Here is a 26,441-nt window from a genome sequence, read left to right as displayed (position 1 = left end):
AGGTTTTCATCACTTTATTTCACTAAAATCGTTTAAATCCGTCTTTTTTTGTTAATTTCGTCGTACATTTCCTTAAAAACCTCTAAAATACCGCTTTTTTTCAATCTGAGTGTTTTATGCCCCTTATTAGTTTTCAAGATGTCTCCATTGCCTTTGGTCAACACGACTTATTAAAAGAAGTAAACTGGAATATCGAACGTGGTCAGCGTGTTTGTGTTATTGGTCGAAATGGCGCTGGTAAATCAACAATGTTGAAAATTGTTGAAGGCGAACATCTTCCTGATTCGGGTGTGGTCAGAAAAGAAGCCTCGTTGAAAATTGGGTATTTACAACAGGACTTACCCGATCGAATGGATGTAACGGTTGAGTCTGTGATCAGCGAAGGTGTACACGAAGTAGTCAGCGCCCTTGCTGAATATAACGAAATTTCTATCAGTGCTGATCCGGATATGGACAAACTGACTGAGTTACAAAACATCATAGAAGCGCAAGATGGCTGGGACGTTGATAATCGAATCAAGCAAATCTTACAACGTTTGGAATTAAATGCAGAAGATTCGATGGGTGATTTAAGCGGTGGCTGGCGTCGTCGAGTGTTGTTAGGTAAGGCGTTAGTTCAAAGCCCTGATGTATTATTACTAGATGAGCCAACCAACCATTTGGATATTGAAATGGTTAACTGGTTAGAAGAGTTTTTAAAATCCTTTAAAGGCGCTGTGTTATTTATTTCTCATGACAGGGCGTTTGTGGATGCAGTCGCAACGGATTTATTAGAAATTGACCGTGGTAAGTTTTTAACGTTTAAAGGCAAATATGAGCAATTTGTTGAATATAAAGAAAAATGCTTAGCCGATGAAGAAATGCAATGGGCGCATTTTGATAAAAAATTAGCTGACGAAGAAGTGTGGATTCGCCAAGGTATTAAGGCGCGTCGAACTCGTAATGAAGGCCGTGTTCGCGCGTTAGAATCATTACGTAACCAGCGTAGCCAGCGTTTAACCCGTCAAGGTTCAGTGAACTTCGATGTACAAAACGGTCAGAGCTCAGGCAAGGTTGTGTTTGAATCTAAAAATGCAAGCGTGGGGTTTGATGGTCAAACCATAGTTAAAGATTTTTCATGTTTAGTTCGTCGTGGCGACAAAATTGGATTTATTGGGCCAAACGGTATCGGTAAAACCACATTAATTAAAATGTTATTGGGTCAACTTGAGCCAACTTCTGGCTCTGTTAAAACCGGTACGACGTTACAAGTTGGCTATTTTGATCAGCAACGTATGGCCTTGGATATGAGCAAAACCGTTCAAGATTTTGTAAGCGAAGGCAGCGACTTTATTGATATTAATGGCCGTCGCCGTCATATCATCAGCTACTTAGAAGATTTCTTGTTTTCGCCTGAGCGTTGCAGACAGCCTGTTAGTGTTTTATCAGGTGGTGAAGCCAACCGATTAGTATTGGCTAAATTATTCAGCCGACCTGTAAACTTATTAGTAATGGATGAGCCAACCAATGACTTGGATATGGACACATTAGAATTACTAGAAACGTTATTGCTTAACTTTGACGGCACATTGTTATTAGTCAGTCATGATAGAACGTTCCTAGATAATGTTGTGACCGATGTTTGGGCATTTGAAGGTGAAGGTGCGGTGAATCATTACGTGGGTGGCTTTAATGACTGGAAGCGTCAAGGTGGGGTTTGGCCAAATGTGTTCAATAAAAAAACCAATGCTCCTAAACAATCAAGCGGTTTAAAAGTAGAGCCAGTTACAACAAGTAACGAAAAAATTGTGACGACTAAGCCTAAAAAGAAATTAAGTTACCAAGTTCAACGTGAATTTGATGAATTGCCTGATAAAATGGCGGGCCTAGAATCACAGATTGCAGAATTGACAAAACAAACCTGTCAGCCAGATTTTTATGCGCAATCGGCTGATTTAAGTGCCTCAGTGTTAGCACAACTTACTCAAGCTCAAGAAGCATTAGACGCTTCATTAGAGCGCTGGGTTGAAATCGAAGAATTAATGTCCTAGAGAAACAATATGACCATTGAATATCGTTTTAAATTTAATGATGCCCAGCAAAAAGATTTATGCTTTGAGGTGGATATTACCAATAATGACAATCATGCATTGCGTACAAAAGAGCCTGCGGATTGGACAAAACTGGAAAACGAGCAATGTGTCAATTGTCCTTACAAAGTCGGTACGGTAGAACGCTGCCCTGCCGCTTTAGATATAGAAACGATAGTGAACGATTTTAGTCAATTACCCGGATATAAAAAAATTGATGTTGAAGTTATCACACAAGAGCGTACAGTCAGTAAACGCACTGGAATCGAGCAAGGTTTGCGCTCACTTTTAGGGCTGGTAATGGCCAATTCGAGTTGCCCGATTTTAAAAAAATTAAAACCCATGACCTATACGCATCTTCCATTTGCTAATCAAAATGAATTTATTATTCGTTCAGTAGAATCCTATTTGATGCGTCAGTATTTTTCACACCAAGACGGTAAAATGGGAGACTGGGAATTAACAGAGTTAATTGAGTTAAACAAACAATTACAGTTAGTCAATCAAGCCATTTGGCAGAGAATTCATGCAGCTTGTCAAAATGATTCAAATCTAAAAGCATTATTAAACTTCTTTACACTTTCCTCTAGTGTAACCAATTCGTTAGAACAACAATTACAAGGGCTGAAACCTTTGTTTGTGAGTGAATAAAAATGGGTACAATTGAATGGTTAATTTTATTTGCAGCATGCTGTCTGATTATTGGGTCGTTTGCTTATATTAAGCCTACCCCAAGACAAAAAAGACAATCCAGTATTCGTATGAAAGCCATAAATTCAGGGCTTAAAGTTAAACAGTTAATGGTGGACGATTTATCCATAAATGGCAGGGTTAACAAAAAAACAATTCCAAATATTTTTTTTCAATTACATTTAGAAGAAAAACAAAAAATAGAACACACTTGGTTTATTCAACGTACAACAGGTGAGTCTGGGATTCATTTACCCGATGGTTGGACGTGGAAAAATAAAAATTTCGATGCAGACATTCCACAATTTTTGAAAGTGTTTTTGACTAAACAGTCGTTAGATATCAATGCCATTGAGGTACATAGAAAATATGTCGCAATTTCTTGGAATGAAAAAACCAATGAGCAATATATAGAAACGTTAATTGAGGATTTAAATGAACTAAAAGAGTTTTCAATGAATGCAAATAGCCCTGAATTTAATGCAGGTTAATTGCATTCTATTTGAAAATTATAAACCATCAATCGCAATGCCAATGGTTACAGCACCAATCACTTTGCCAGTAGCTGGATCAACAATTGATGTGCTTAATTGCGATTGAAATTCACCAGTAGACTCATCTTCTTCTAAATCACCAATTTCAAAGGCATTGGCACCTTTGGAAAAGGTGTTTTGCCATTTGCCTTCATCACCTTGCCAATAATCAGAAGTAATATCCGATTGTCCTACATTTAAACCTTTATTATCCATAACAAAAATTTCGGTGTATAGCCCTGCATATTCATCTTTGACACCTTTTAAATATTGAGAAAGTTCGTTACTTAATAGTGAGTCAATTAACATTGAATTACCTGAATTGACTCCAGAGCGCCACTTACCATCTAATTCTAAAATTGCAGCATTAGTTAAGCCGGCATGTTTCATGTTCTGGGTGTTAATTGCATTGATAACCGCTGAATTATTAATCCAACCCATAGCTTCATTTTTTAAATGATCTTCCATTGGTTCTGAAAATTCATGAGAAATAGCAAGTGCAGATGTGCATGCTAATAATGCAGGAAGAGCGATTTTAATCATCATTGTAGTACCTATCTTTTTGAGTAATAAAAATCAGTATAGGCAATAAAATAAAAAGTGTATTTATTACTAAAAAATAATTTTCATCTACACTAAAGGAAGTTCTGGATGATTCGGTTAAATTCAGGCATTAAGAATTTAATTAATAGTTATAAACAAAATACATTGTTTATTAGGGTAAAAAGTATGAAAAATTTAACAATATTGCAGCGCGTCATTATTTTGTTTGCGTTGTTTTTTGTCATGAGTACTTCTATTGGTGCTTATTTATTGAATACGAAACTAAGTGCCGAATTTACAGATCAATATTTAAATAGCCATCGTGTTATTTCTATCAATCTAGCTGAAGAGATTGTTAATGGAGTTCGATTTAATAAAAACTCAATTGTCATAGATGGTTTTGAAAAACTAGCAAGTAATCATACCGCTTTTTTAGGTGGTAGAGTTTTAGATATGGAAGACAATATACTTGTTAATTATTTGGAAGAAGATGTTAATGCTCTTTCAGGGTTAAATGCATTTGTGTCAAATAAAAGTGTTGATTATTTAATTGTAAATAAATGGTTATTTCAAAAAGTGCCTGTTATCCATGTAAAAACTGAAACCCAAGTAGGTTGGTTAATAGTTAACTGGGATCTCTCAGTGTTGTTAGCTTCTTTAAATTCTATTTTAATCAATATTGTGGTCACTATGACCCTTTCGATGATTTTAGTGGGGGTAATGATCGTGTGGGCGTTACATCGCCAAGTGATTTCACCATTAAGTAAAATTTCCAATTTAGCTGAAGATTTAAACAGTGGAAATGCAGATTTAACCGCACGAATTGAAGAAATAGGTACACCTGAATTAATTAAACTATCTAAGTCGGTGAATGGTTTTGTAATTAAACTACAGTCTATGATTCAGCAGATAAAAGTGTTGGGAGCCCAGCAGTCAGATTCGATTGAATTTGCCAAAAATGCAGCAAATCAAGTCAAATTGAATTTATTAGATAAAGATGTAAAGCTAAATGAGGTATTAAATTCGGTCAAACTATTAAATGAATATACTGAAAAAAATACAAACAATGTGATTTCGGTGACAAATATTGTAAAAGATGCATCGCAAATGTCTAAAAGCGGGTTAAAGCATGTTGCAGAAAACAAATCCATAGCATCACAATTAAGTAACGAAATTACTTCAGCAGGAAGTGCTGTGGAAAATTTATCCAAAATCAGTGAACAGGTCAGTTCTGTATTGGATGTGATTCGTTCAATTGCCGAGCAAACTAATTTATTGGCTCTAAATGCAGCCATTGAAGCTGCTCGAGCAGGTGAACAAGGGCGGGGGTTTGCGGTTGTGGCGGATGAAGTAAGGGCATTAGCGGGTAAAACGCAACAATCCACAGAACAAATACGTGAACAAATTGAACAATTACTTAATGGATCTGGGCATGCTGTGAAAACCATGCAAAACAGCAGTGATTTTGCATTGCAATCATTAGAACAGGCAGATCAACTGGTCACTATTTTTAATAACATTGCCGATGAAGTAGGAATTATTGATCAATTAAATAATGAGATTTTATCTACAACAAACAGCCAAAGTACCATTGCATTACAAGCAACAGATTTTGTAAGTGTGATTCAACAAGCCAGTAAAAAGTCCCATAATTTATCAGAGCAAAATATTCAACAAAGTGAAATTGTGAATAACAAATTTAATGAAATCCAAGTGATTCTACAAAAATTTAAATGCTAATTTTCTTAGTGATTTAGAAACATTGAGTATAATTATTTTTTGTATAAAAAATATGTATTGAAAATAAACTTACTCTATTTTTTAGAGTGATGATATGACTATGTATAAAAGTTAAATCGTATTTTTTGAACAATGATGTTCACTAACTTAAAATTTACGTAGTGAAAACTATAATGGAAAATGCTTAAATTTTTATCATTTTATTTATTAAAAGAACATTTTAGAAAACTAAATTTTAAAAATAATAGTGTTAATTTTTTAGGATAGGTTTTTTATTTAGTGGGCCATTTTCATTAATTTGTCATGTCATAATTAAGTGGTTGAATAAAATAAAAAATTAAACTTACACCATTAATTGTTTATCTCATATTATTTTTAAACCAAATGATAATTGGAATATTCAGCTTAGGTCCAAATCGAGTTAAATAACGATCACAAGTTTGTCTGGAAATGTTAACGGCGATTAGTCGACCCCAGGTAGAGGAATCACAAGATGAGCAAAATATTTACCCAAGTAAACTCACATCATTCACCTTGTGCTGAATAAGCTTTTTAGAGCAATGCAGGAGCATATTGCCGAACGTAATCTGAATCGTTACGGATTGTGTCATTAGACAAAGATAGATTAGATATGAATCAATCCATCAAGCAATAACATTCAAGTTAAGCCCTGTTGGTTGAGAGGTAAATTCAGTGTTAGCGCTTTTGTGTGACGACTCAATTTCTGATAATCGCTCATCAGCTGATAATACATCATCAGAAATATCTGACTGTTTGTCACCTCGAACAGTATCATCACTAGATTGAGTATTTCGTGATTCAGATTTGTCGTTTTTATTATCTGCTTCAGTTCGCATTTCTTCTTTTGCTTGTTCTTTTGCTTGTTCTTCAGCACGTTCCATTTTAGCCATTTCTGTATAGGCTTTAATTTCTATTTGAGTGGCCATTGCTGCTACTGATCGATCTTGGCTACTAGGTTCTGAAGGAGCCAGGGCAGCTTGTTTTATTTGACGCATCTTTTGAATCGTCATTTGAGGGTCGTTTAATGGACTAATGGATATACTCACTTCACCAGCTGATGCGTAATTCATTCCATCAGGCCCTTTTGTATATTGTAGATTTATGGCACCTGCGTATTTTCCACCCACAATTTTATGAGCCATTTCATGGTTACGCACTTCCATATCTCTTGATTTTAATTGGGAGATTAATTGCGCTTCAATTTTTTGTTCAATCATTTCCTTTGTACTTAATTGTTTCTCATCAACTTGTTTTTGATTCTGCTCATTTTGAACATTTTGTTGATTGTTTCGAGAATGGTCATGTTCAGGGCGTTGGTCTGAAGAGGATTTAGTCGCATCATTTTGTTGGCTTGCTTCAACAGGAACAAACGTAGTTTTGGCAAATTGTTCGTGCGCTGGGGATTGGTTGGATGCATTATCGGATTGCGGTCTTGGTGCGACCGGTGTAATTGCATTTGCGTATACGCCATTAATTGTGCTCATGATGTCACCTCGTTATTGCTAGCCCCCGGTTTAAGCGTTTTTACGCTTTTAAATCTAAAATTGTGCCCATTGTATCTAGGCTTGTTTGAATGACTTTTGCATTGGCTTTTGCTTCTAAGCCACTTATTGATGTGTATATAAGTTGCTCTTCGCTGCTGTATTGTTTTGTGTCTTGATCAAACGGTACAGTCTGATTTAGGTTTACCTTGTCTTGATGTGTAATGCGATTATGCGTGTCAACATGAGTGGTTTGCATGTTCTGCGCATGATCAGTCATACGGGACATGGATTGTTTTAACCCTTGTATGCCAACAACTGATGTACCAGTATAATTCAGTGGGCTGGCAGAAAATAATGAGTTCATAAACCGCTCAAGAAAAAATTTAGCTCAACTTTAATATAGGCTTGGCTTTAATGGTTTGCACTGTTTTTTGTGTAACAAATTGTGTAGTAATAACCGTTTTGCCACAACCTTATAAGTAATTGTGCGAGAGTCAGCAATTTTTTTGCGCAAAGTTGTAAAAAAATGAGACTCGTGTAGTGTTTATGCACCTTTTTAGTTTGAGCATTAAATGCGCATGATGAGTATGATTCGATTATTTATTTTATCCTTATCTTTAATATTATTGAGTGTTGAAGCAGTTGCAGAAAAACCCCCATTACTTGATTTACGTCGTGAGTTTACTGTGTTTGATAATATTTTAACCTCTGCGCAACCGACTCGTTCTGAATTTGAATTAGCGGCACAAAAAGGGTTTAAAACGGTTATTAATTTACGTTCGCCAGGGGAGATTGGCTCGTGGAATGAACGAAAAAAAATTGAAGCACTGGGTATGCGCTATGTTTCTATACCCGTCAGTGGTTTAGATGATTTTAACATTAATACGTTAAATGAAATAAATGAGATCGTATTTGAAACGGCATTTGAAGCGAAAGGTTTTGTGTTAATTCATGACTCAAATGCAAATAGAGTGGGAGCATTGATGGCGCTTGAAGCATTTTTTAATCATGATATGTCAGTCCAAGAAGCAGTAGATATTGGTAAAAAAAGCGGAATGACAACTCTTGAAGATTATATCTTAACGTTATTATTCGATTCTGAATCCAGCTACGATGATGATTCAGATTTAGATGCTTTTGATGATTTATTCATGGAATAAACCCTTCGCTGATTAAAAATGCGCTTCATTGCGCATTTTTTACGCCTAAAGAAACGTGTTTTGGTCATGCTGCATAAAAAACACTGTATCTATCAACAGTACTCTATCCTTGCTAAGCGCGATTTAGTATGATGTGGTTTTTCAACTTTGAGTAAGTGTTTTGGCGATAATTTTAGGCATCGACCCTGGTTCTCGTAAAATGGGATATGGAGTAATTAATCAAGTGGGCAGTCGTCAAGAGTATATAGCATCCGGTTGCATTCGCCTTGAAAAGCTATCGTCGTTTCCTGAGCGTTTAGACGCTATTTTTGTGTATGTCTCAGAAGTTATTGAGCGATATTTACCTCAAGAATTAGCCATTGAAGAAGTGTTTATGGGGGTGAATGCGCAATCTGCATTAAAGCTTGGTCAAGCCAGAGGCTGCGCTATTGTAGCTGCAACCCAAGCAAGTATGCCTGTTTACGAATACGCAGCACGTAAAATCAAACAAGCAATTGTAGGAAACGGTAATGCTGATAAAACTCAAATGGGTTTAATGGTTAAACATCTATTAAAATTGCCAGGACTGCCTCAAGAAGATGCAGCCGATGCTTTAGCTATTGCTATGTGTCATGGGCATTCACGTCAACAATTATTACAAACCAACGGCGCTCGATTTGGGCGCAACGGTCGAATGAGTTTAAATAAATGATTGCACTAATAACAGGTCAGTTAATTCAAAAAAAATCCCCGGAAATTGTGGTAGATGTAAATGGTGTGGGTTATGAAATTTTAATCCCGATGACTACCAGTTACCAAATTGGATTAGTGGGCGCAAAGGTGACTTTGCATTGTCATTTGGTTGTACGTGAAGATGCTCAGCAGTTATTTGGTTTTTTTCAAATTCAGGATCGCGATTTATTTAGAATGCTAATAAAAGCAAACGGCGTCGGTCCCAAAATGGCATTGGCTATTTTGTCGACATTTGAAAGTGAAGAGTTTGTAAAATGTGTACACGCTAATGATGTTACTGGCATTGTTTCGGTGCCAGGTGTGGGTAAAAAAACCGCTGAGCGATTGTTAATTGAAATGCGTGATCGATTAAAAGATTGGCAAGTGGATCATTTGTCCACACCAATGGAGCAGTTTGTTGATGACAAAGAAAAACATCAAGCTTCTATTGTAATGAATGATGCGCAAAGTGCATTGATTGCTTTAGGGTATAAACCGGCTCAAGCTTCAAAAGCAGTACAAACTGTTTATAAAGATAATATGAGTGTCGATGAATTAATTCGCCATTCACTTAAACAAATATAAAGGTTAAAAATGATAGAAGAAGATCGTTTTATTGCCCCACAACATGTCTCTCAGCCTGAAATTAATCATGATCGTGCTATTCGTCCAATATCGTTAGCAGAATATATCGGGCAACCCATTGTTAAAGAGCAAATGTCGATATTTTTGGCAGCGGCTAAAAAACGAAATGAGCCAATTGATCATACTTTAATATTCGGACCTCCAGGCTTAGGCAAGACCACTTTAGCTAATATTATTGCCAATGAAATGGGTGTCTCGGTCAAAACCACGTCAGGACCTGTGCTAGAAAAAGCAGGAGATTTAGCAGCAATGCTCACTAATTTAGAGGCAGGTGATGTTTTATTTATTGATGAAATACATCGATTAAGCCCAAATATTGAAGAGGTTTTGTATCCAGCAATGGAAGATTACCAGTTAGATATTATGATTGGTGAAGGCCCCTCTGCAAGATCAATCAAACTTGAATTGCCCCCTTTTACTTTAGTTGGCGCAACCACAAGAGCAGGGCGTTTAACTTCCCCTCTTCGTGATCGGTTTGGGATTGTGCAGCGTTTAGAGTTTTATAATGTAAAAGATCTGACTTCAATTGTGTTGCGCTCAGCAAAAAAATTAGGAGTTCAAATTGATGACGAAGGGGCTTATGAAATTGCGAAACGCTCTCGTGGTACACCAAGAATTGCAAACCGTTTATTACGTCGCGTGCGTGATTATGCCGATATTAAAAGCGAAGGTATTGTAGACAGTCAAATAGCCGATTTAGCGTTAAATATGTTAAATGTGGATAAGTTAGGTTTCGATCATCTTGATCGAAAACTAATACAAGCCATGAAAGAGCGATTTGACGGAGGCCCTGTTGGTTTGGATAATTTAGCAGCTTCGATCAGTGAAGATAAAGAAACCATTGAGGATGTGATAGAGCCTTATTTGATTCAGCAAGGTTTTATCGCCAGAACCCCAAGGGGACGAGTGTTAACAGATTTGGCAAATGAATTGTGTGTGAATAATGAATAATCAAAACAAAGAATACCTCCAAGATATAAGAGTCTATATAGAAGATACCGATTGTGGTGGGATTGTTTATCATGCTAATTACATAAAATTTATGGAACGAGTGCGTTCGGATTTTATACGAAAATGCGGCTATGAATTTTCCACTTCTGAAAAACAAGGGTATACCTTAGTGGTGGCCAGTTTAAGTTTGCAATTTAAAGCTTCAGCGAAAATGGATGATGTACTCAGTGTGGGAGCTATTGTTAAAAAAGTGACACCTAGATCGTTTGTTGTCACACAAAATGTTTATCGAGATGGACAGTTGTTGGTGTCAGGGGAAATAAAAATTGCCTCTATTGCAACTAGTTCTGGTAAATTATGTCCTATGCCAGATGTGATCGTCTTGGCTCTAAAAAAATATTTGATTCAAAGTGAGGAAAAATAAGTGGAAGAAATGTCAATTGTAGTAATGGCGGTAATGGCCATACTAATATTAGCCTCAGTAGTAACTTGGGTAATCATCGTTGAGCGTGCGCGTACAATGAATAAAGCAAAAAAAGCATTATTTGAATTTGAGGAACGTTTTTGGTCAGGCATGGATTTAACTCAACTGTATAAGCAAGTTTATAACGACCCAAATCCAGAAGGCGGTGCTGAATCTATTTTTAGAAATGGATTTAAAGAATTTACACGTTTACGTCAGCAAAATTCAATGGATCCAGAATCGGTTATGGTAGGCACACAACGCGCAATGCGAGTAGCAGCGAGAAAAGAATCCGACAAACTAGACAAGCATATTTCATTTTTAGCAACCGTAGGCTCAATCACTCCTTACATAGGTTTATTAGGCACCGTTTGGGGAATTATGAATTCTTTTCAAGGGTTATCTGATTCTGCTCAGTTAACATTGGCCGCTGTGGCTCCAGGTATTTCTGAAGCATTATCTGCAACAGCAATGGGCTTATTTGCTGCGATTCCTGCTGTTGTTGCGTATAACCGATTTGTTTCTCAATCCGAAACCATAATTGGATCATATGAAACATTTTCAGATGAGTTTACTTCGATATTGCATCGTCAAATACATGCTGCTAAACCACAACCTCAAGCTGTTAAACAGGGGTAAGTAATGAGTCGAGCTAAACGTACGCCTATGGCTCAAATCAATGTTGTGCCATATATTGATGTGATGTTGGTGTTGTTAATTATATTTATGGTCACAGCACCAATGTTAACTCAAGGTGAAAAATTAGATTTACCCGATGTGACTTCAGAGCCGCTCCCTATTTCTGATATTTCCGCTCATGTGATTATTTCAATAAATGCACAAAGTGAATATTTTATTGAACGACCAGATCGCGAACCTTTCAAAGAAGATCTGCCCTACATCGGAGCACATATCAAAAAAATATTAACGCAAAACCCTGATTTATTAGTGTTAGTTCGTGCGGATCAATCTATTAATTATGGTGTGGTGATGAATTTAGTAGACACTCTTAAAAAGTCAGGGGCAGTATCAGTGGGGCTGGCAACTGAGGACCCGGTTGAATAATGTTTTTTTCTAAACAAACCCGTCAAGCGTTTATCAAACAATATGGTGTTGCTGTTACTGTCGCTTTAGTAGGTCATTTTATTATATTTGGCTCATTGTTGTTCGGTGTAATTGAATTCAAACCCGATGTTAAAAAATTTAAATTACCTGAATACACTGTTATGAATTTGGTGGAATTAGCACCTCCTGTACCAGCGATTAAACCTGAAGTTAAAAAGCCAGATGACACCAAGCAAAAGCAAGAGCAAAAAAAATTAGAAGATCAGAAAAAAGAAGCGGAACGCAAAAAACAAGAAGACGCACAGAAAAAAGCCGATGCCAAAAAGAAAGAAGAAGCTAAAAAACAAGCCGAAGCTAAAAAAATAGCCGCTCAAAAAAAAGAAGAAGAGAATAAACTGGCAGAGAAAAAACGTTTAGAAGCTGAAAAGAAAAAAGCCGACGCAGAGAAAAAACGACTTGAAGCACTTAAAAAACTCGAAGCAGAACAAGAAGCACGAGAATTGGCTGAATTAAATAATGAATTTGCAAATATTAACGATGAGTTAGAACAAGAGTTAAAGCAAATTGAAGATGAAAAACAGCGTCTAGCGCAATTAGAAAAAGACAATCAAGCCGCATTTGATGAACAACAAGCATTAAGTGCTCGCCAAAAAGCAGCTCAAGCAATGGCTCAGGAACAAATGAATATTGTAGATACTTACGCATTTGCAATCAAAGAAGAAGTGCAAAGAAATTGGAATAAAAATCAAGCAAGTCGACCATATGTGGCGGTTTTGAAAATTGAATTGGCCCCAACAGGTGAATTAGTAAATGTTGAAGTGGTCAATTCCAATGGAGATAAAGCATTTAATCAATCCTTAATAAATGCAGTAAAAAATGTAGGCATGTATACCGTACCTGATGATCCAATTTTATTTGAAACCTATTTTAGAACAAACAACCTTACCTTTGGAGCTCAACAATGAAATTTAAATTAGCCATGTTGTTAATGATGATATTTGCATCAACATCAAGCTGGGCAATTGACATCAGAATCACTGAGGGCAAAGCGGGCGCTGATAAAATATCGATCGTGCCGTTTAATCAAAAAATATCAGAAGCATTGCCATTAAATGTGGATGAGCTAATTCGAAATAACCTTGCTCAGTCTGGAGAGTTTCTAGCGTTACATCCTGACAATATGATGAGTTATCCAAAAAGCGAACAAGAAATATACTTTCGTAATTGGTTGTTATTGAAACAGGATTATTTGATTTTAGGTACGGTAGATTATAGTCCAGAAAATTCATTATTAATGCGCGTTTCGTTTTCATTGTTTAACGTGAATAGCTCAAAAAAAATGTTCGAAGATTATATTGATACGGCAACAGATGAGCGTTCAATTCGTAAGGCTGGTAATATTTTATCCGATAAAATCTATGAAAATATTACAGGCGTAAAAGGCATATTTAGTACTAAGATTGCCTTTGTAAGTCGAACAATGAAAGACGGTGCAACATTTCAGCGCGTTCAAATTATGGATGCAAATGGTGAAAATGTTCAAACTGTATACGAAGACGACGCACCCATTATTTCAATCTCGTGGTCTCACGATTTAAAATACATTGCATACGCTACAGTTAAAAACGGACGTTGGGTGGTATTAAGTCAAGAATTGGCGACAGGCAAACAATCAATTATTGCTAATTATCCTGATGCAACGAATTCTGCGCCTTCGTTTTCGCCCGATGGCAAACAAATTGCATTTCAATCAACCAAAGATGGCAACTTTGAAATTTATATTAAAAATTTAATCAATGGTGAGGTTCGAAGATTAACTCGCCATCGTGGTATTGATACTGAGCCAAGTTGGTCACCAGATGGTAAAAAAATTGTGTTTACATCAGATCGTGGTGGCAGTGCTCAGGTCTATGAAGCAGATGTAGCAACAGGTCGAACAGTGCGCTTAACCTTTGATGGTAAGTACAATGCCAAACCAAGTTATTCGGCAGATGGTCGTTATGTTGTGACGGTGAGTTTGCAAGATGATGGGTATTCCATTGCTGCATTAGATTTGGAGACAGGTCAAATGAGATTGTTATCCTCAACGGATTACGATGAGTCACCTAGTATTGCACCAAATGCGACCAATTTAATTTACGCCACTAAAAATTCTGGTAAAAGCGTGCTTTCTTGGGTTTCGATGGATGGAAAAATTACTAAATCGATGCCTGTTGATGCTTATGATGTTAGAGAGCCTAGCTGGTCACCTTATAAAAAATAGACACTAAATCAAAATGCTTGAATTACAGGGATTAAACCTGTATTTTTGCAACGATTCATAATAAAAACGAACTATTTAATGAATTAGTATTCAAAGAGTTCGAAATTTAAATAAACGGGGAAAAAAAATGAACAAAAATTTATTGATCAAAGCAATCGCTTTAACAGCTGTCGTTACTATTTCATCTTGTGGTGGTAAATCAGTTAAAGAAGATACCACTGGCACAACTGGTGGTTTCACTCAACCAACTACACCAGTAACTGACATGAAAGACGACATGAAAGATGATATGTCTGGCATGGGTGATTTGGTAATGGACGATGCTGCTGATGCGATGGATAACATGGAAGACAAAGCTTCTATGTTAATGGATCAAATCAAAGATCAAATGACTGTATATTTCTACTTTGATCAATCTACAGTAACGGCTGCTGCTCGTGAATCGTTAGATTTACATGCTAAGTATTTAACAATGAACCCAATGCAACAAATCGTTTTAGAAGGTCATGCAGATGAGCGCGGTACTCCTGAATATAACTTAGGTTTGTCTGAGCGTCGTGCTAATGCAGTTGCCGCTTACTTACGTCTTCAAGGTGTAAATAAAACTCAAATCTCTGTAGTGGGTATGGGCGAAGAAATGCCAGCTGATTTCGGTACAACTGAAGCTGCATATGGTAAAAACCGTCGCGTAGAAATTAAATACCAATAATTTAATCTTCTCAAACGAAAAATAAGCCTTTAGTGTTCATTAAAGGCTTCTCTAAACTGGTCGAGTTTATGAAAATAATCAAAACGAGTTTTTTATTTAGTGCTGCTTTATTAAGCAGCACTTTTGTTTACGCTGCACAAATTCAAGAAATTAGCGTATCAAGTGATAAAAATCCACAACAACAAGTTCTTAATGAAATGCTGTATCAAGTGTATGATTTATTAAATGAGGTCTCTCGTTTAAATGGCACCGTTGAAGAGCAAGCATATCAATTAAACCAAATAGAAATTCAAAATAAGCAGCGTTATTTAGATAGTGATCGACGTATTGTTGAATTGACTTTAAAAGTGGCGGAGTTAGAAAAAAAATTACAGGACATACAGTTAAAACCTGTGCAAACATCTCAAGTTACCGCGCCTATTTTAACAACCAAACCTTCTGAATTAGTCATCATTCAAGATGGCTCAGAACAATACGCTAAAGCCATTGCTTATTTACAAAAACAAGATTACAAAAATGCCGAAGATGCATTTGAGGCATTTATTGAGCAATATTCCAATTCTGAAAGAATGCCAAACGCTACCTATTGGCTTGGTAAAGTGTATTTGAAATTGGGTGACACTAAAAAAGCAAATTCAATGTTTTTTCAAACACAGCAAAATTATCCAAAAGATCCTAAAGCGGCATCCAGTTTGTTAGAAATGTCGGATATTGCAGTGCAAAAAAACAATACTATTTTGGCTAAAAAATATTTAATACGTGTCATGAATGAATTTGCCCATGACCCTACAGCTCAACAAGCAAAAATAAAATTAGAAGGTTTAAATGTCCAATAAAAAAGCGGTTATTTTATTGTCTGGCGGATTAGATTCCGTCACTGTATTAGCAATTGCTAAGGCACAGGGTTTTGAGTGTCACGCAATGAGTTTTGATTACGGTCAGCGTCACTCTAGTGAATTACAAGCGTCTATTAATATAGCAAAAGCAAGTGGGGTGGAACATAAAATAATACCACTTAATTTAAGGTTAATAGGTGGATCAGCGTTAACTGACAATATTGATGTGCCGGATTTTGATGCAAATAGTGACGAAATTCCTGTGACATATGTACCTGCTCGAAACACTGTTTTTTTATCGGTAGCATTGGGTTGGGCTGAAGTGCTCGATGCTGATGCAATTTTTATTGGGGTAAATGCAGTGGATTATTCTGGATACCCTGATTGTCGACCTGAATTCATTCAAGCTTTTGAAGTACTTGCAAATTTAGCGACTAAAACCGGTGTTGAAGGTAAAAAGCTTTCAATTGAAACTCCGTTAATTGATTTGACCAAAGCACAAATTATTCAAAAAGGGTTGGAGTTAGGAGTTGATTACTCTCAAACGATTTCTTGCTACCAGGCGGATGATCATGGCAAAGCCTGTGGTGTATGTGATAGTTGCGTCCTACGCAAGCAAGGGTTTGAGCATGCAGGCGTTAGTGATCCGACTATTTATGCATAAATAGCCCACCTAAGTATTGATCTGAATTAACCTTAATCCCTTATAAAAAACCGTTGATTTGTTAAAAATCATCGGTTTTTTTGTGTCTAAAAAAAAGAGTGAAATATGTAATGAGACCAAGTTGGCACTTACAAAATGAATTAGATCACTAATTTTCACGATATGAGTAGAAAGCATAAAGGCTAGTTGTGCAGCTGTTCACAAACCTACGAAATTCTAATGTTTCATTTTGTAGGTGTTATTGAGGGTGGATTTAATTGTAAAAAAAGTAAACCCCTTGTATATAAGGTATGTAGTGGGTTGGTATGAAAAATAAAATTTAAAAAAGGCGTGAATTAATGTAAGTGTAATGTTATGTCACTGTAATATTGTTTTTACAATTGGTGTTTATACTGTTTTAATTATGAGGTATCAAAACCATAAATGGGGAGAATATTTTGAAATATTTAAACAATTATAAACCAATAGTAAAAACGCTCGCAGTGTTATTCATTGCTTTTTCTATGGCCAGTTGTAATGACGCAGGGCCAGATTTAAAAACGGCGGATCGTGATAATGATTCAGTCAATAACGAAGTGGATTTGTGTCCTGATGTTAAGGGTTCAATTAACAATAACGGCTGTCCGATCGTTATTTTACCAACAGATACCGATAATGACGGGTTAGAAGATGCCCTTGATCTTTGTCCTAATGAAGCCGGAGTGGCAAATAATAATGGTTGTCCAATAGGTGTTAAGACCGATAAAGACAATGATGGCATTTATGATGAAGTTGATAGCTGCCCGAATGAAGCTGGACCTACTTCCAATCAAGGTTGCCCAGTAGATCAAACCGATTCTGATAATGACGGTTTGATTGATTTGTATGATATGTGTCCAAATGAATATGGAACATTAGAAAATAATGGCTGTGCAAATAATAACAATTTCACCCCTTCGGCTGAAATTGGTAAGCAATTATATGATAGTGACAAATTAGATTGCGCCGGCTGCCATGATAAATCAGACTCACGTGGCACTAAGGTTTTGGGTACACCAGAAAGTGACATCATTGGTTCAGACGGCAACTTCAAATGTGAAAAAACGACTTGTAGCGATACAAGTGCTTTAACGACTTACTTAGAAGAAAAAATGCCATTTGGTGATGTTTCAGCTTGTGACAATCAATGCTCTGCGCATATTGCGTTATTCATACAATCCTTCCCATTTCAAAGTGATATGGACAATGACGGCATTGTTGATTCTTTAGATCAATGTCCAAATCAATATGGTGAATCAAATAATAATGGATGCCCTGTGGTTGCACTTGACACAGATAACGATGGCGTGACAGATGACGTTGATTCATGCCCTAACGAATTTGGTGATGCAAACAATCAAGGCTGTCCAATTGATGTGACACCAGTTGATTCTGATAATGACGGGATTGCAGATAACATAGATGAATGTCCAAATGAAATTGGTACATCAGCTAATAACGGTTGTCCTGGCAAACGTGCAATGAACGCAGAAGAGTTAGCAGGTAAAGATTTATATACTGCTATGTGTGTTGATTGTCACGATGAGAAAGGCGACGGTGGCAGAGCCGATTTACGTCCTGCATTAAAAGACGGCAGCTTTGTAGGAATTACTGATTTATCAATGCCTGAAGCACCATTATTTGACCCTAAATCTTGTAATGCAGAGTGTGCGACAAAAATCCAAGGTTACTTACTTTACATCAATAATTTGTTAGATGACGTGGTAATTGAACCACCTGTAGAAGAGCATGAATTAGAAATGGTTGTGGAAGTAGCGATTAACGCTGGTAGTAAATCAGGTTTTACTTCTACTAAAACTGGAATCCAATTCGAAGCTGATAAATACTTTGTTGAAATTGATGGTACGGGTAATGACAACGCTGAGCGTGAAATTGCCGGCACTGAAGACGACTTATTATTCTCATCAGAACGCTGGGGCGATTTTAAATATGAAATTCCAGTTCAAAACGGTGAACATCAAGTTGAATTCTGGTTTGCAGAGCTATATCACGACGGTCCAGATCAGCGTCAATTCCATGTTGATTTAGAAGGTGTTAGAGCGTTAGAAAACTTCGACATTTTCAAAACAACAGGCGGCCAAGACAGTGCTTATAAAACAATTCGTTTTGATGTAGTTGTCACTGATGGTGTATTAAATATTGATTTCGTTAAATCGCTTGCAAATGCAACGGTTAACGGCCTTGTTGTTTACAGAGAACCTACAATGCCTGAAAGATACCAAACAAGTTGCCAAGGTTGCCATGGTGATGAAAATGGTGAAGGTTCTGTATTAGGCGGCGCACTTGTTCAATCTGATTGTGTTGTGTGTGATACTCGTGAACAATTAACAACGTACATCAGCTTAAAAATGCCATTTGAATACGCTGAGACTTGTGTGGGTGAATGTGCGAAAGAATTTGCTGACTATATCTATGATAACTTTGCATGTTACGAAGGCAGAGAGTGTGTTGACGTTGTTAAACAAGTACCAATAGCGGGTGATTCACAATCTTGTTCCAATGGCATTGATGCAAGTTTCACAAGCTTATTACGTATCAGTAACTTGCAATTCAAAAATACAATGCGTGATGTGTTCTTCGCACAAACCGACTATACGGCGACATTTACCACTGATGAAAAACTAGGCAACTTTAATGTTAACTATAAAGACTCAATTACAGAAATTGTTCTCGAACAGTATTTAGAGTCAATGGAAAGATTAACACCTAACGCGGTTGCTAATATGGGCAGCTGGATAAGTTGTGCGAGTAAAAATGATGCTTGTGCAGATAAAATCATTGATGAAATAGGTTTAAAATTATTCCGTCGTCCAGTGACTAATGCAGAAAAAACTAGACTAAAAGCTGTGTATACCGAAGCAAAAGATCGTAGCAACAGTTTCGATGATGGAGCGATAACACTATTACGTGCAATGTTAGCGTCGCCAAACTTCATATATCAGCTAGAGCTTGATTTAACAGCAACAGTAGGTAACAACATTGTGAAGTTAGGTCAGTATGAAATTGCAGCGCGCTTAGCAAGTTTCTTATGGCGCTCGATTCCAGATGCAGCGTTATTTGAAGCAGCAAGAACAAATCAATTGGCTACAAAAGAAGGCATCAAAGCTCAAGCTGAGCGCATGTTGGCGGATCCTAAAGCGGATGTAACAATAAGCGAATTCCATTTACAATGGATGGGTTCTGGGAAAGTGGATACTGTTGACGCACATTATGATGAAAAAATGGCGGGTATTGGTGATGTGAAACGTACGATTATTGATCTAGTCAGTAATGACGGTTCATTTGAAGACTTGTACACAGTGGATTACGGTTATTTAAATGATGCTGGTAAAGCGTTTTATGACGTGAATGGTAATCCTATTGAAACCTTTGATGATGGTTTTAATAAGTACCAACTATCCACAGCTAACCGTACTGGTATCTTGACTCGTGGACCATTCTTAAGTGCAAATCACAACACCCCACGACGTGGTAAGTTTATCCGTCAAGCAGTGTTGTGTGGCGTGATTCCACCGGCACCTCCTGGTGCGGCTGGGAACTTTGAAGTAAAAGCTGGATTGTCACCACGTGAAGCTTATAATTTACACGTTTCCAAACCATCTTGTGGGGGTTGTCATAAATTGATGGATCCGATCGGTTTTGGTTTTGATCATTTCGATGAAGTCGGTAAATGGCAAGATCAAGAGCTAAATAAGAAGGATCAATCGCTATGGGATATTGATGACTCAGGTGAATTGTTCGCAACCACCGACATCAACCAAACATTTACCGGTGCAGATGAATTGCAAGCGTTGTTAGCGAGCAGTGTAGATACCAAAGTTTGTTACTCATACCAGTGGTTTGCTTACGCTAATGGTCGTACACCAAGAATTGAAGATGCTTGTTCATTATCTCAAGGCATTCAAATTTCACAAGACGCGGGCGGTAGCATATTAGATGTGATCATCGCGATTACCCAAACAGATGCATTTAGTCATCGTAGAACTCAATCTAACTAAGGGTGTTATCATGAATAAATCATTATTTAAAAATTATAATCGTCGTAATTTAATTAAAACGCTAGGTGTGGCATCTGCCGCACCTTTCATACCGATTTTACAAGCTGAAGCTGCGGTTAATACACCAAAACGTGTATGTTTTATCAGTACGCCAAATGGTATTGCACAAGAAGTTGTACCAACAGGAAACGGCACAAACATGGCGTTTCAGTCTGTATTACAGCCATTACAAGCTTATAAAAATCAAATTACCTATTTGCACGGTATTGATATGAAAAGTTATTACGCCAAACCTATTGAAAATGGTCATCCATCGACTGTTGCCATGTTATGGACGGGTGCATTAACGCTTGACCCAGGCACGGATCCACACAGTGGTCGAACTTGGGATGCTGACGGTATCTCTATTGACCAATATTTGGGCAATCGATTATCTCAAAGCAGCGAAACCAGCACAAAATTTAAAGTGATCAACGCTGGGGTAAAAGTGGGTTTCTTCTCTGCAAACCAAGTTTTTCCATCTGCAGGCAATGCAATTCGTCCAGAAAGCAATGTGGGTAACTTACATGGCCGCGTGTTTAATGGTGTGCAGACAGGTACTACAAATACTGTAGACCAAGCTGCTTTGCGTGCCATTGCAAACAAAAAGAGCGTGTTAGATTCCGTAATGGAAGAACTAAACCTTGTGATGAATAAAGTAGCGTCTGAAGATCGTCATAAAATATCAGCGCATTTAAACGGCATTCGCGAAATTGAAACTCGATTGAGTTTTGAACAAAGTGGAACAACGTCAGCAAACTGTACTATTCCACCTGGAGAAAGAAACGGTAGTAACTCAGAAGAAGATTATATTTTCGAAGGTGAAGGTATGATGGATATTCTAAGCCATGCGTTTGCTTGTGACCAAACTCGTGTTGCCACGTTACAATGGTCCAATGGAGCTAGTGGTGAAACATTCCCTTCAATGGGCTTAAATTCTGACCATCACAGCTACACCCATGATAACTATAATGGTAATGCTGGTAACCGTCGTAAAATCGGTGAATGGTACGGGAAACGTTTTGCGTATTTTGTGAATAAATTAGCATCGATACCTGAAGGTGAAGGCACGATGTTAGATAACACATTATTGGTTTGGACCAGTGAACATTCCGATTTTGGTCAGCATGGTCGTCGTAATATTCCATTTACTTTAGCGGGTAACTTGGGAGGCGCAATGAATGTTGGACAAAAATTAGATTATTCAAATAACACCAAAGCCCACAACGATGTGTATATTTCAATTGCGCATGCAATGGGACTAACCGATGTGAACAAATTTGGTTTTGCCGATATTTGTGAAGGTCCATTACCTGGGTTGTTAAATACATAAATAATCAGGTTAGATATTGTTTGTAAGAAAAAAACAATATCAATATCCCCTACAGCCTGAACATTTTTTTGTTCAGGCTTTTTTTTGCATCAAATTGAATATTACATCGGCGTAATATGAATTTATAAAAAGAATCTACGCGCTTTTTCTATTAAAAAACTGACCCGCTAGGGCTTTTTAAACATCCTGTATTTATCTTAAATCCTCAAAGGATTGTTAAGGATATTGGTGAAATTGATTTTATAAAATCATCATTTTTAACTGGTTTATTATTTTAAATAATTGTTTTGAAATGGTAGATCACTTTGTAAAAAAGGAAAACACTATGAGACAACCAATAAAATGTCATTCACTGATAAATATAATAGTTGCACTGACTATTATTATTTTTATGAATGGTTGTAATGAATTATTACCTGCTGAAAAAAATAAACAACAGCAAGACCCTCAATCAGTAAATACTCAAGTAGATTCATGTACGGATATAACAGCAGTAACTAACAGGAATGAATGCCCAGAAACACAAACAAACTCCGAAACGAAAACGCAAACGACCACGCAAACAATATCGGTTTCTCAAACAGAAACAGAAACAGAAACAGAAACAGTCACGCAAACAATGACCGTTTCACAAACAGAAACGAATACAAATACGCAAACAAATACAGAAAATACCCAATGTGAAAATAATAACTGTCCTGATGATATAAAGCCCAACACAGATATAGCAGAGGGCCAAGAGTTGTATAACAGCATGTGCGTAGCCTGTCATGATGAAAAAGGCGATGGTGGACGTGCAAATCTTTTACCATCAATAAAAGACCTTTCGTTTGTATCCATTACAAATTTAACAATGCCTGAAGCTCCGTTATTTAAACCCACAGATTGCGATCGAACCTGCGCTGAAAAAATCAAAGCCTATTTAAAGCGCATCAATAAATTAGATATAGAAATTTATATTCCTTTTGATTCGAGAGATGAGTTTAATAGCATTACTCAATATGCTGTCATTAACGCAGGTGGATCTGATGATTTTTACTTTGAAGATGATTTTTTCTTAGGAGGCACAGCCTACAAAATTGACGATTTTGATCCAAAAGGTCACCTTAAAGAGTTAATTTTAACTGAGCGAAGAGGTGATTTTAAGTATGCCATTCCCGTTCCAGATAGCGAATATCAGGTTCAAATACTGTTTGCAAATGGTTACGAACAAGATCCAATACAAAATATATTTCATGTAGACATAGAAGGCAGTCGAACGTTATCGAATTTTGAAATTTCTAAAGCCAATGTCAAAAACAACTACGCATACGTCACGGATCAATTCGATGTGACTGTTAGCGATGGTGAACTGAATATCGATTTTATTCCATCGCTTGGATATGCAAAAGTAAGCGGCATTATTGTGTATAAAAAAATGCCCCTTTGTCTTGATTTGAGCGATTGTGTGCCAGAGATAGACACACTACCAATCCAAGGAGATGCAGCAGCTTGCACAAATGGCGTGGATGCAAGTTTTGGCGGGTTAATTAGAATCAATAACGAGCAATACCAAAATACTTTGCGCGATGTATTTAATACGCACCCCCATAAAGAATCGGGGTTTTCAATCGATGAGTTCATCGGAAATTTTAAAGTAAACACAAAACATCCGATGTCGAATATTCAAATAGAAAATAATTGGGAAGCAGCAGAAATAATTGCACAAGATGCCATTAAAAACTTATCAAACTGGATGGATTGTCCAAACAAAGATGATGCCTGTGCAGATAAAATTATCGATGAAATAGGTTTGAAGTTATATCGACGCCCATTAACGCAAGATGAGAAATTAAGATTAAAAGAGCTATATTTAACCGTTAAAAGTGAACAAAATAATTTTGATGAAGGTGCTCAGTATTTATTGGTTACGATGTTAGTATCGCCTAACTTTTTATATCAATTGGAAATGGATTTAACCCAACCAATTAACAATCACGTGGTGAAATTAAATCAATACGAAATCGCATCACGCTTGGCGAGTTTTATTTGGCGTTCTATTCCTGATGATGTGTTATTTGAAGCAGCCAAAACCAATCAATTAAGTTCAAAACTTCAAATCAAAACACAAGCTGAGCGTATGTTGGCAGACCCTAAAGCACAGTCCACAATTAGTTCATTTCATACTCAGTGGTTGGGGATCCCTAAGATGGAAGATATTGTCGAAGATGGTTGGTTTGACGAAGAAGATTATGAACCATTAAACGCAGGCATTGAGGATGTATCCCGTACAATCCTTGATTTAGTCTTTAGCGGTGGCGCCTTCCAAGATTTATTCTCAGTTGAATTTGGTTATCTAAACGAAGCAGGCAAAGCGCTATACGATGTGAACGCCCAACCGATTGAAACCTTTGAGGATGGATTTAATAAATACGATTTAGCAGGATTTAAACGTAAAGGCATTTTGACTCGTGGCGGTTTTTTAAGCTCAAGTTTTGATTCTACTAGACGAGGAAAGTTTGTGCGTCAACGCCTGTTATGCGATGTAATTCCAGCAGCGCCAGCAGGAATAAGTACAGAAACATTAGATACAGAAGGTAAATCCCCAAGGGAATACTTTTTAGAATTAATCACTAATCCTGATTGTGCTGGGTGTCATAGTTTAATGAACCCAATTGGCTTTGGTTTCGACCATTACGATGAAGTTGGTAAATGGATCGATCAAATAGAAAGTTATGATGGTACGTTACGGGATATTGATGTGACAGGAGAATTTTTCGCCGTAGGTGAGCTTAATCAAACCTTTGAAGGCGCCGAACAAATGCAATCTATATTAGCAAGTGGTGAACAAACTCAGGCCTGTTACTCATACCAATGGTTTGTGTTTGCAAATGGTCGCAAACCCAACACACATGATGATTGCTCAATCGCACAAAGCCTTCAATTTTCACAAGCCGCGGGTGGCAGTATTTTCGATGTGATTATCTCGATTACCCAAACCGATGCATTTAGTCATCGTCGAACTCAATCTAATTAAGGACAGTGTCATGAATAAATCATTATTTAATAATTACAATCGTCGTAATTTAATCAAAACATTAGGTGTGGCATCTGCCGCACCGTTCATCCCAGTTTTACAGGCGCAAGCTGCGGTTAATGTACCAAAACGTGTATGTTTTATCAGTACGCCAAATGGTATTGCACAAGAAGTTGTACCAACAGGAAACGGCACAAACATGATGTTTCAATCGGTTTTACAACCAGTGGAGGCTTATAAAAATCACATTACCTATTTGCACGGTATTGATATGAAAAGTTATGACGCTCAACGTATTGAAAACGGTCATCCATCCACCGCTGCCATGCTATTTACTGGCGCATTAACCACTGACCCAGGCACGGATCCACACAGTGGTCGAACTTGGGATGCACAAGGTATCTCCATTGATCATTATTTAGGGAATCGTTTAGCACAAAGTGAAGCCACTCTAACTAAATTTAAAGTCATTAATGCTGGCGTAAAAACGGGCTTCTTTTCAGCTAACCAAATTTTTCCTTCCGCAGGTAATCCAATTCGTCCAGTAAGCAATGTGTCAAATTTACACAATCAGATATTTAATGGCGTGACTCCAAGCAGTGCCACCTACTATGATCCAGCCGCACTGCGTGCCATCTCTTACAAAAAAAGTGCATTGGATGTGGTAAGGGATGAACTAAATGCAGTATTAAATAATGTGGCCTCAGAGGATCGTCGTAAAATTGAAGCGCACTTAACTGGGATTCGTGAAATCGAAATCCGTCTAGAGAAAGAAGAAAAAGCGGCAGCGGTAAACGCTTCTGTCTGCTCTATTCCACCTAAAGAAAGAGACGGTCGTAACTCAGAAGAAGATTATATTTTCGAAGGTGAAGGCATGATGGACATCATCACCCATGCGTTTGCCTGTGACCAAACTCGTATAGCCACGTTACAATGGAGTAATGGCGCTAGTGGTGAAACATTCCCATCACTAGGTTTAAACTCTGACCATCACAGCTACACGCATGATAACTATAATGCTAATGCTGGTAACCGTCGTAAAATCGCTGAATGGTACGGCAAACGTTTTGCGTATTTTGTGGATAAATTAGCATCCATACCCGAAGGTGATGGCACGATGTTAGATAACACATTGTTAGTGTGGACCAGTGAACACTCTGATTTTGGCCAGCATGGTCGTCGTAATATTCCATTCACCTTAGCGGGTAACTTAGGTGGTGCGTTAAATGTTGGACAAAAATTAGATTATTCAAATGATCCAAAAGCCCATAACGATGTGTATATTTCAATTGCACATGCAATGGGGTTTACTGACGTGGATACCTTTGGTTTAGAAAGTATTTGTGGTGGTCCATTGCCTGGTTTATTAAATACTTAGTAAGCTTTAGGTGAATTGACTCTTTTCAACTAAAAAAAACACATAACCAAAAAAAAGACCCAGCTCAATCGAGGTGGGTCTTTGTATTTTA

At 37.2% G+C, this 26,441-nt stretch carries 23 protein-coding genes; 20 read left to right on the top strand and 3 right to left on the bottom strand.

Going from position 1 to position 26,441, the window contains the following annotated elements:
• The first annotated feature begins 116 nt into the window (after positions 1–116).
• The 3 genes from TYM08_RS14180 to TYM08_RS14170 are packed head-to-tail and all read left to right on the top strand — an operon-like array spanning position 117 to position 3,250.
• A complete protein-coding gene (locus tag TYM08_RS14180; protein WP_422379804.1) occupies positions 117–2,030 on the top strand; it encodes an ATP-binding cassette domain-containing protein in 1,914 nt (637 codons plus the stop codon).
• 9 nt (positions 2,031–2,039) lie between these two features.
• Entirely contained in the window at positions 2,040–2,720 is a 681-nt protein-coding gene (locus TYM08_RS14175) for a DUF6901 family protein (protein ID WP_422379803.1), read from the top strand.
• Between the two features lie 2 nt (positions 2,721–2,722).
• On the top strand, positions 2,723–3,250 hold the full coding sequence (locus TYM08_RS14170) for a hypothetical protein (RefSeq protein WP_422379802.1): 528 nt from the start codon (positions 2,723–2,725) through the stop codon (positions 3,248–3,250).
• A gap of 18 nt (positions 3,251–3,268) precedes the next feature.
• Here the strand turns inward: TYM08_RS14170 and TYM08_RS14165 are convergent, their stop codons facing one another.
• Positions 3,269–3,838 carry a hypothetical protein gene (locus tag TYM08_RS14165; RefSeq protein WP_422379801.1) on the bottom strand — a complete coding sequence of 190 codons (570 nt, stop codon included), beginning with the start codon at positions 3,836–3,838 and terminating at the stop codon, positions 3,269–3,271.
• A 183-nt stretch (positions 3,839–4,021) separates the two neighbouring features.
• On the opposite strand from TYM08_RS14165, the gene TYM08_RS14160 reads away from it, so the two are divergent.
• The gene (locus TYM08_RS14160) at positions 4,022–5,575 is read left to right on the top strand and encodes a methyl-accepting chemotaxis protein (protein ID WP_422379800.1); all 1,554 of its coding nucleotides are present in this window, start codon (positions 4,022–4,024) and stop codon (positions 5,573–5,575) included.
• A 644-nt stretch (positions 5,576–6,219) separates the two neighbouring features.
• Here TYM08_RS14160 and TYM08_RS14155 read toward each other — a convergent pair.
• Both TYM08_RS14155 and TYM08_RS14150 read right to left on the bottom strand, forming a co-directional pair.
• Complete coding sequence (locus TYM08_RS14155; protein WP_422379799.1) at positions 6,220–7,080, bottom strand: putative metalloprotease CJM1_0395 family protein; 861 nt, start codon at positions 7,078–7,080, stop codon at positions 6,220–6,222.
• 40 nt (positions 7,081–7,120) lie between these two features.
• Positions 7,121–7,444, bottom strand: coding sequence for a hypothetical protein (locus TYM08_RS14150; RefSeq protein ID WP_422379798.1), 324 nt, complete (start codon positions 7,442–7,444; stop codon positions 7,121–7,123).
• A 208-nt stretch (positions 7,445–7,652) separates the two neighbouring features.
• On the opposite strand from TYM08_RS14150, the gene TYM08_RS14145 reads away from it, so the two are divergent.
• The 16 genes from TYM08_RS14145 (at position 7,653) to TYM08_RS14070 (ending at position 26,350) form a co-directional block, all read left to right on the top strand.
• Positions 7,653–8,240 (top strand): hypothetical protein, encoded by a 588-nt coding sequence (locus tag TYM08_RS14145; RefSeq protein WP_422379797.1) that lies wholly within the window; start codon positions 7,653–7,655, stop codon positions 8,238–8,240.
• 160 nt (positions 8,241–8,400) lie between these two features.
• Entirely contained in the window at positions 8,401–8,931 is a 531-nt protein-coding gene (gene ruvC / locus TYM08_RS14140) for a crossover junction endodeoxyribonuclease RuvC (RefSeq protein WP_422379796.1), read from the top strand.
• Positions 8,928–9,536: a Holliday junction branch migration protein RuvA gene (gene ruvA, locus TYM08_RS14135; protein ID WP_422379795.1), complete on the top strand. Its 609-nt coding sequence runs from the start codon at positions 8,928–8,930 to the stop codon at positions 9,534–9,536. Before ruvC ends, ruvA begins: the two co-directional genes overlap by 4 nt.
• A 9-nt stretch (positions 9,537–9,545) precedes the next feature.
• Positions 9,546–10,547, top strand: coding sequence for a Holliday junction branch migration DNA helicase RuvB (gene ruvB / locus TYM08_RS14130; RefSeq protein WP_422379794.1), 1,002 nt, complete (start codon positions 9,546–9,548; stop codon positions 10,545–10,547).
• On the top strand, positions 10,540–10,971 hold the full coding sequence (locus TYM08_RS14125) for a YbgC/FadM family acyl-CoA thioesterase (protein WP_422379793.1): 432 nt from the start codon (positions 10,540–10,542) through the stop codon (positions 10,969–10,971). Before ruvB ends, TYM08_RS14125 begins: the two co-directional genes overlap by 8 nt.
• Before the next feature lie 9 nt (positions 10,972–10,980).
• Positions 10,981–11,649 carry a protein TolQ gene (gene tolQ, locus TYM08_RS14120; protein ID WP_422379792.1) on the top strand — a complete coding sequence of 223 codons (669 nt, stop codon included), beginning with the start codon at positions 10,981–10,983 and terminating at the stop codon, positions 11,647–11,649.
• A 3-nt stretch (positions 11,650–11,652) separates the two neighbouring features.
• The gene (gene tolR, locus TYM08_RS14115; RefSeq protein ID WP_422379791.1) at positions 11,653–12,075 is read left to right on the top strand and encodes a protein TolR; all 423 of its coding nucleotides are present in this window, start codon (positions 11,653–11,655) and stop codon (positions 12,073–12,075) included.
• Entirely contained in the window at positions 12,075–13,040 is a 966-nt protein-coding gene (gene tolA / locus TYM08_RS14110) for a cell envelope integrity protein TolA (protein WP_422379790.1), read from the top strand. Before tolR ends, tolA begins: the two co-directional genes overlap by 1 nt.
• Positions 13,037–14,338, top strand: a complete 1,302-nt coding sequence (tolB, locus tag TYM08_RS14105) for a Tol-Pal system beta propeller repeat protein TolB (protein WP_422379789.1) — start codon at positions 13,037–13,039, stop codon at positions 14,336–14,338. Before tolA ends, tolB begins: the two co-directional genes overlap by 4 nt.
• Positions 14,339–14,465: 127 nt before the next feature.
• Positions 14,466–15,047 carry a peptidoglycan-associated lipoprotein Pal gene (gene pal / locus TYM08_RS14100; RefSeq protein WP_422379788.1) on the top strand — a complete coding sequence of 194 codons (582 nt, stop codon included), beginning with the start codon at positions 14,466–14,468 and terminating at the stop codon, positions 15,045–15,047.
• A 68-nt stretch (positions 15,048–15,115) separates the two neighbouring features.
• A complete protein-coding gene (gene ybgF / locus TYM08_RS14095; protein ID WP_422379787.1) occupies positions 15,116–15,883 on the top strand; it encodes a tol-pal system protein YbgF in 768 nt (255 codons plus the stop codon).
• Positions 15,873–16,547 carry a 7-cyano-7-deazaguanine synthase QueC gene (gene queC, locus TYM08_RS14090; RefSeq protein ID WP_422379786.1) on the top strand — a complete coding sequence of 225 codons (675 nt, stop codon included), beginning with the start codon at positions 15,873–15,875 and terminating at the stop codon, positions 16,545–16,547. The genes ybgF and queC overlap by 11 nt, the downstream gene beginning before the upstream one ends.
• Positions 16,548–16,984: 437 nt before the next feature.
• Positions 16,985–20,584, top strand: a complete 3,600-nt coding sequence (locus TYM08_RS14085) for a malectin domain-containing carbohydrate-binding protein (RefSeq protein WP_422379785.1) — start codon at positions 16,985–16,987, stop codon at positions 20,582–20,584.
• A 10-nt stretch (positions 20,585–20,594) separates the two neighbouring features.
• Positions 20,595–21,956: a DUF1552 domain-containing protein gene (locus TYM08_RS14080; RefSeq protein WP_422379784.1), complete on the top strand. Its 1,362-nt coding sequence runs from the start codon at positions 20,595–20,597 to the stop codon at positions 21,954–21,956.
• Positions 21,957–22,281: 325 nt separating this feature from the next.
• The gene (locus TYM08_RS14075) at positions 22,282–24,972 is read left to right on the top strand and encodes a DUF1592 domain-containing protein (protein ID WP_422379783.1); all 2,691 of its coding nucleotides are present in this window, start codon (positions 22,282–22,284) and stop codon (positions 24,970–24,972) included.
• A gap of 10 nt (positions 24,973–24,982) precedes the next feature.
• On the top strand, positions 24,983–26,350 hold the full coding sequence (locus tag TYM08_RS14070; RefSeq protein WP_422379782.1) for a DUF1552 domain-containing protein: 1,368 nt from the start codon (positions 24,983–24,985) through the stop codon (positions 26,348–26,350).
• Positions 26,351–26,441: the final 91 nt, after the last annotated feature.

The sequence above is a fragment of the Marinicellulosiphila megalodicopiae genome (assembly GCF_045862395.1).
Taxonomy (GTDB): Bacteria; Pseudomonadota; Gammaproteobacteria; order Pseudomonadales; family Natronospirillaceae; genus Marinicellulosiphila; species Marinicellulosiphila megalodicopiae.
The sequence above is the reverse complement of the archived record's forward strand: the minus strand, read 5'-3'. Positions and strand labels throughout refer to the sequence as shown.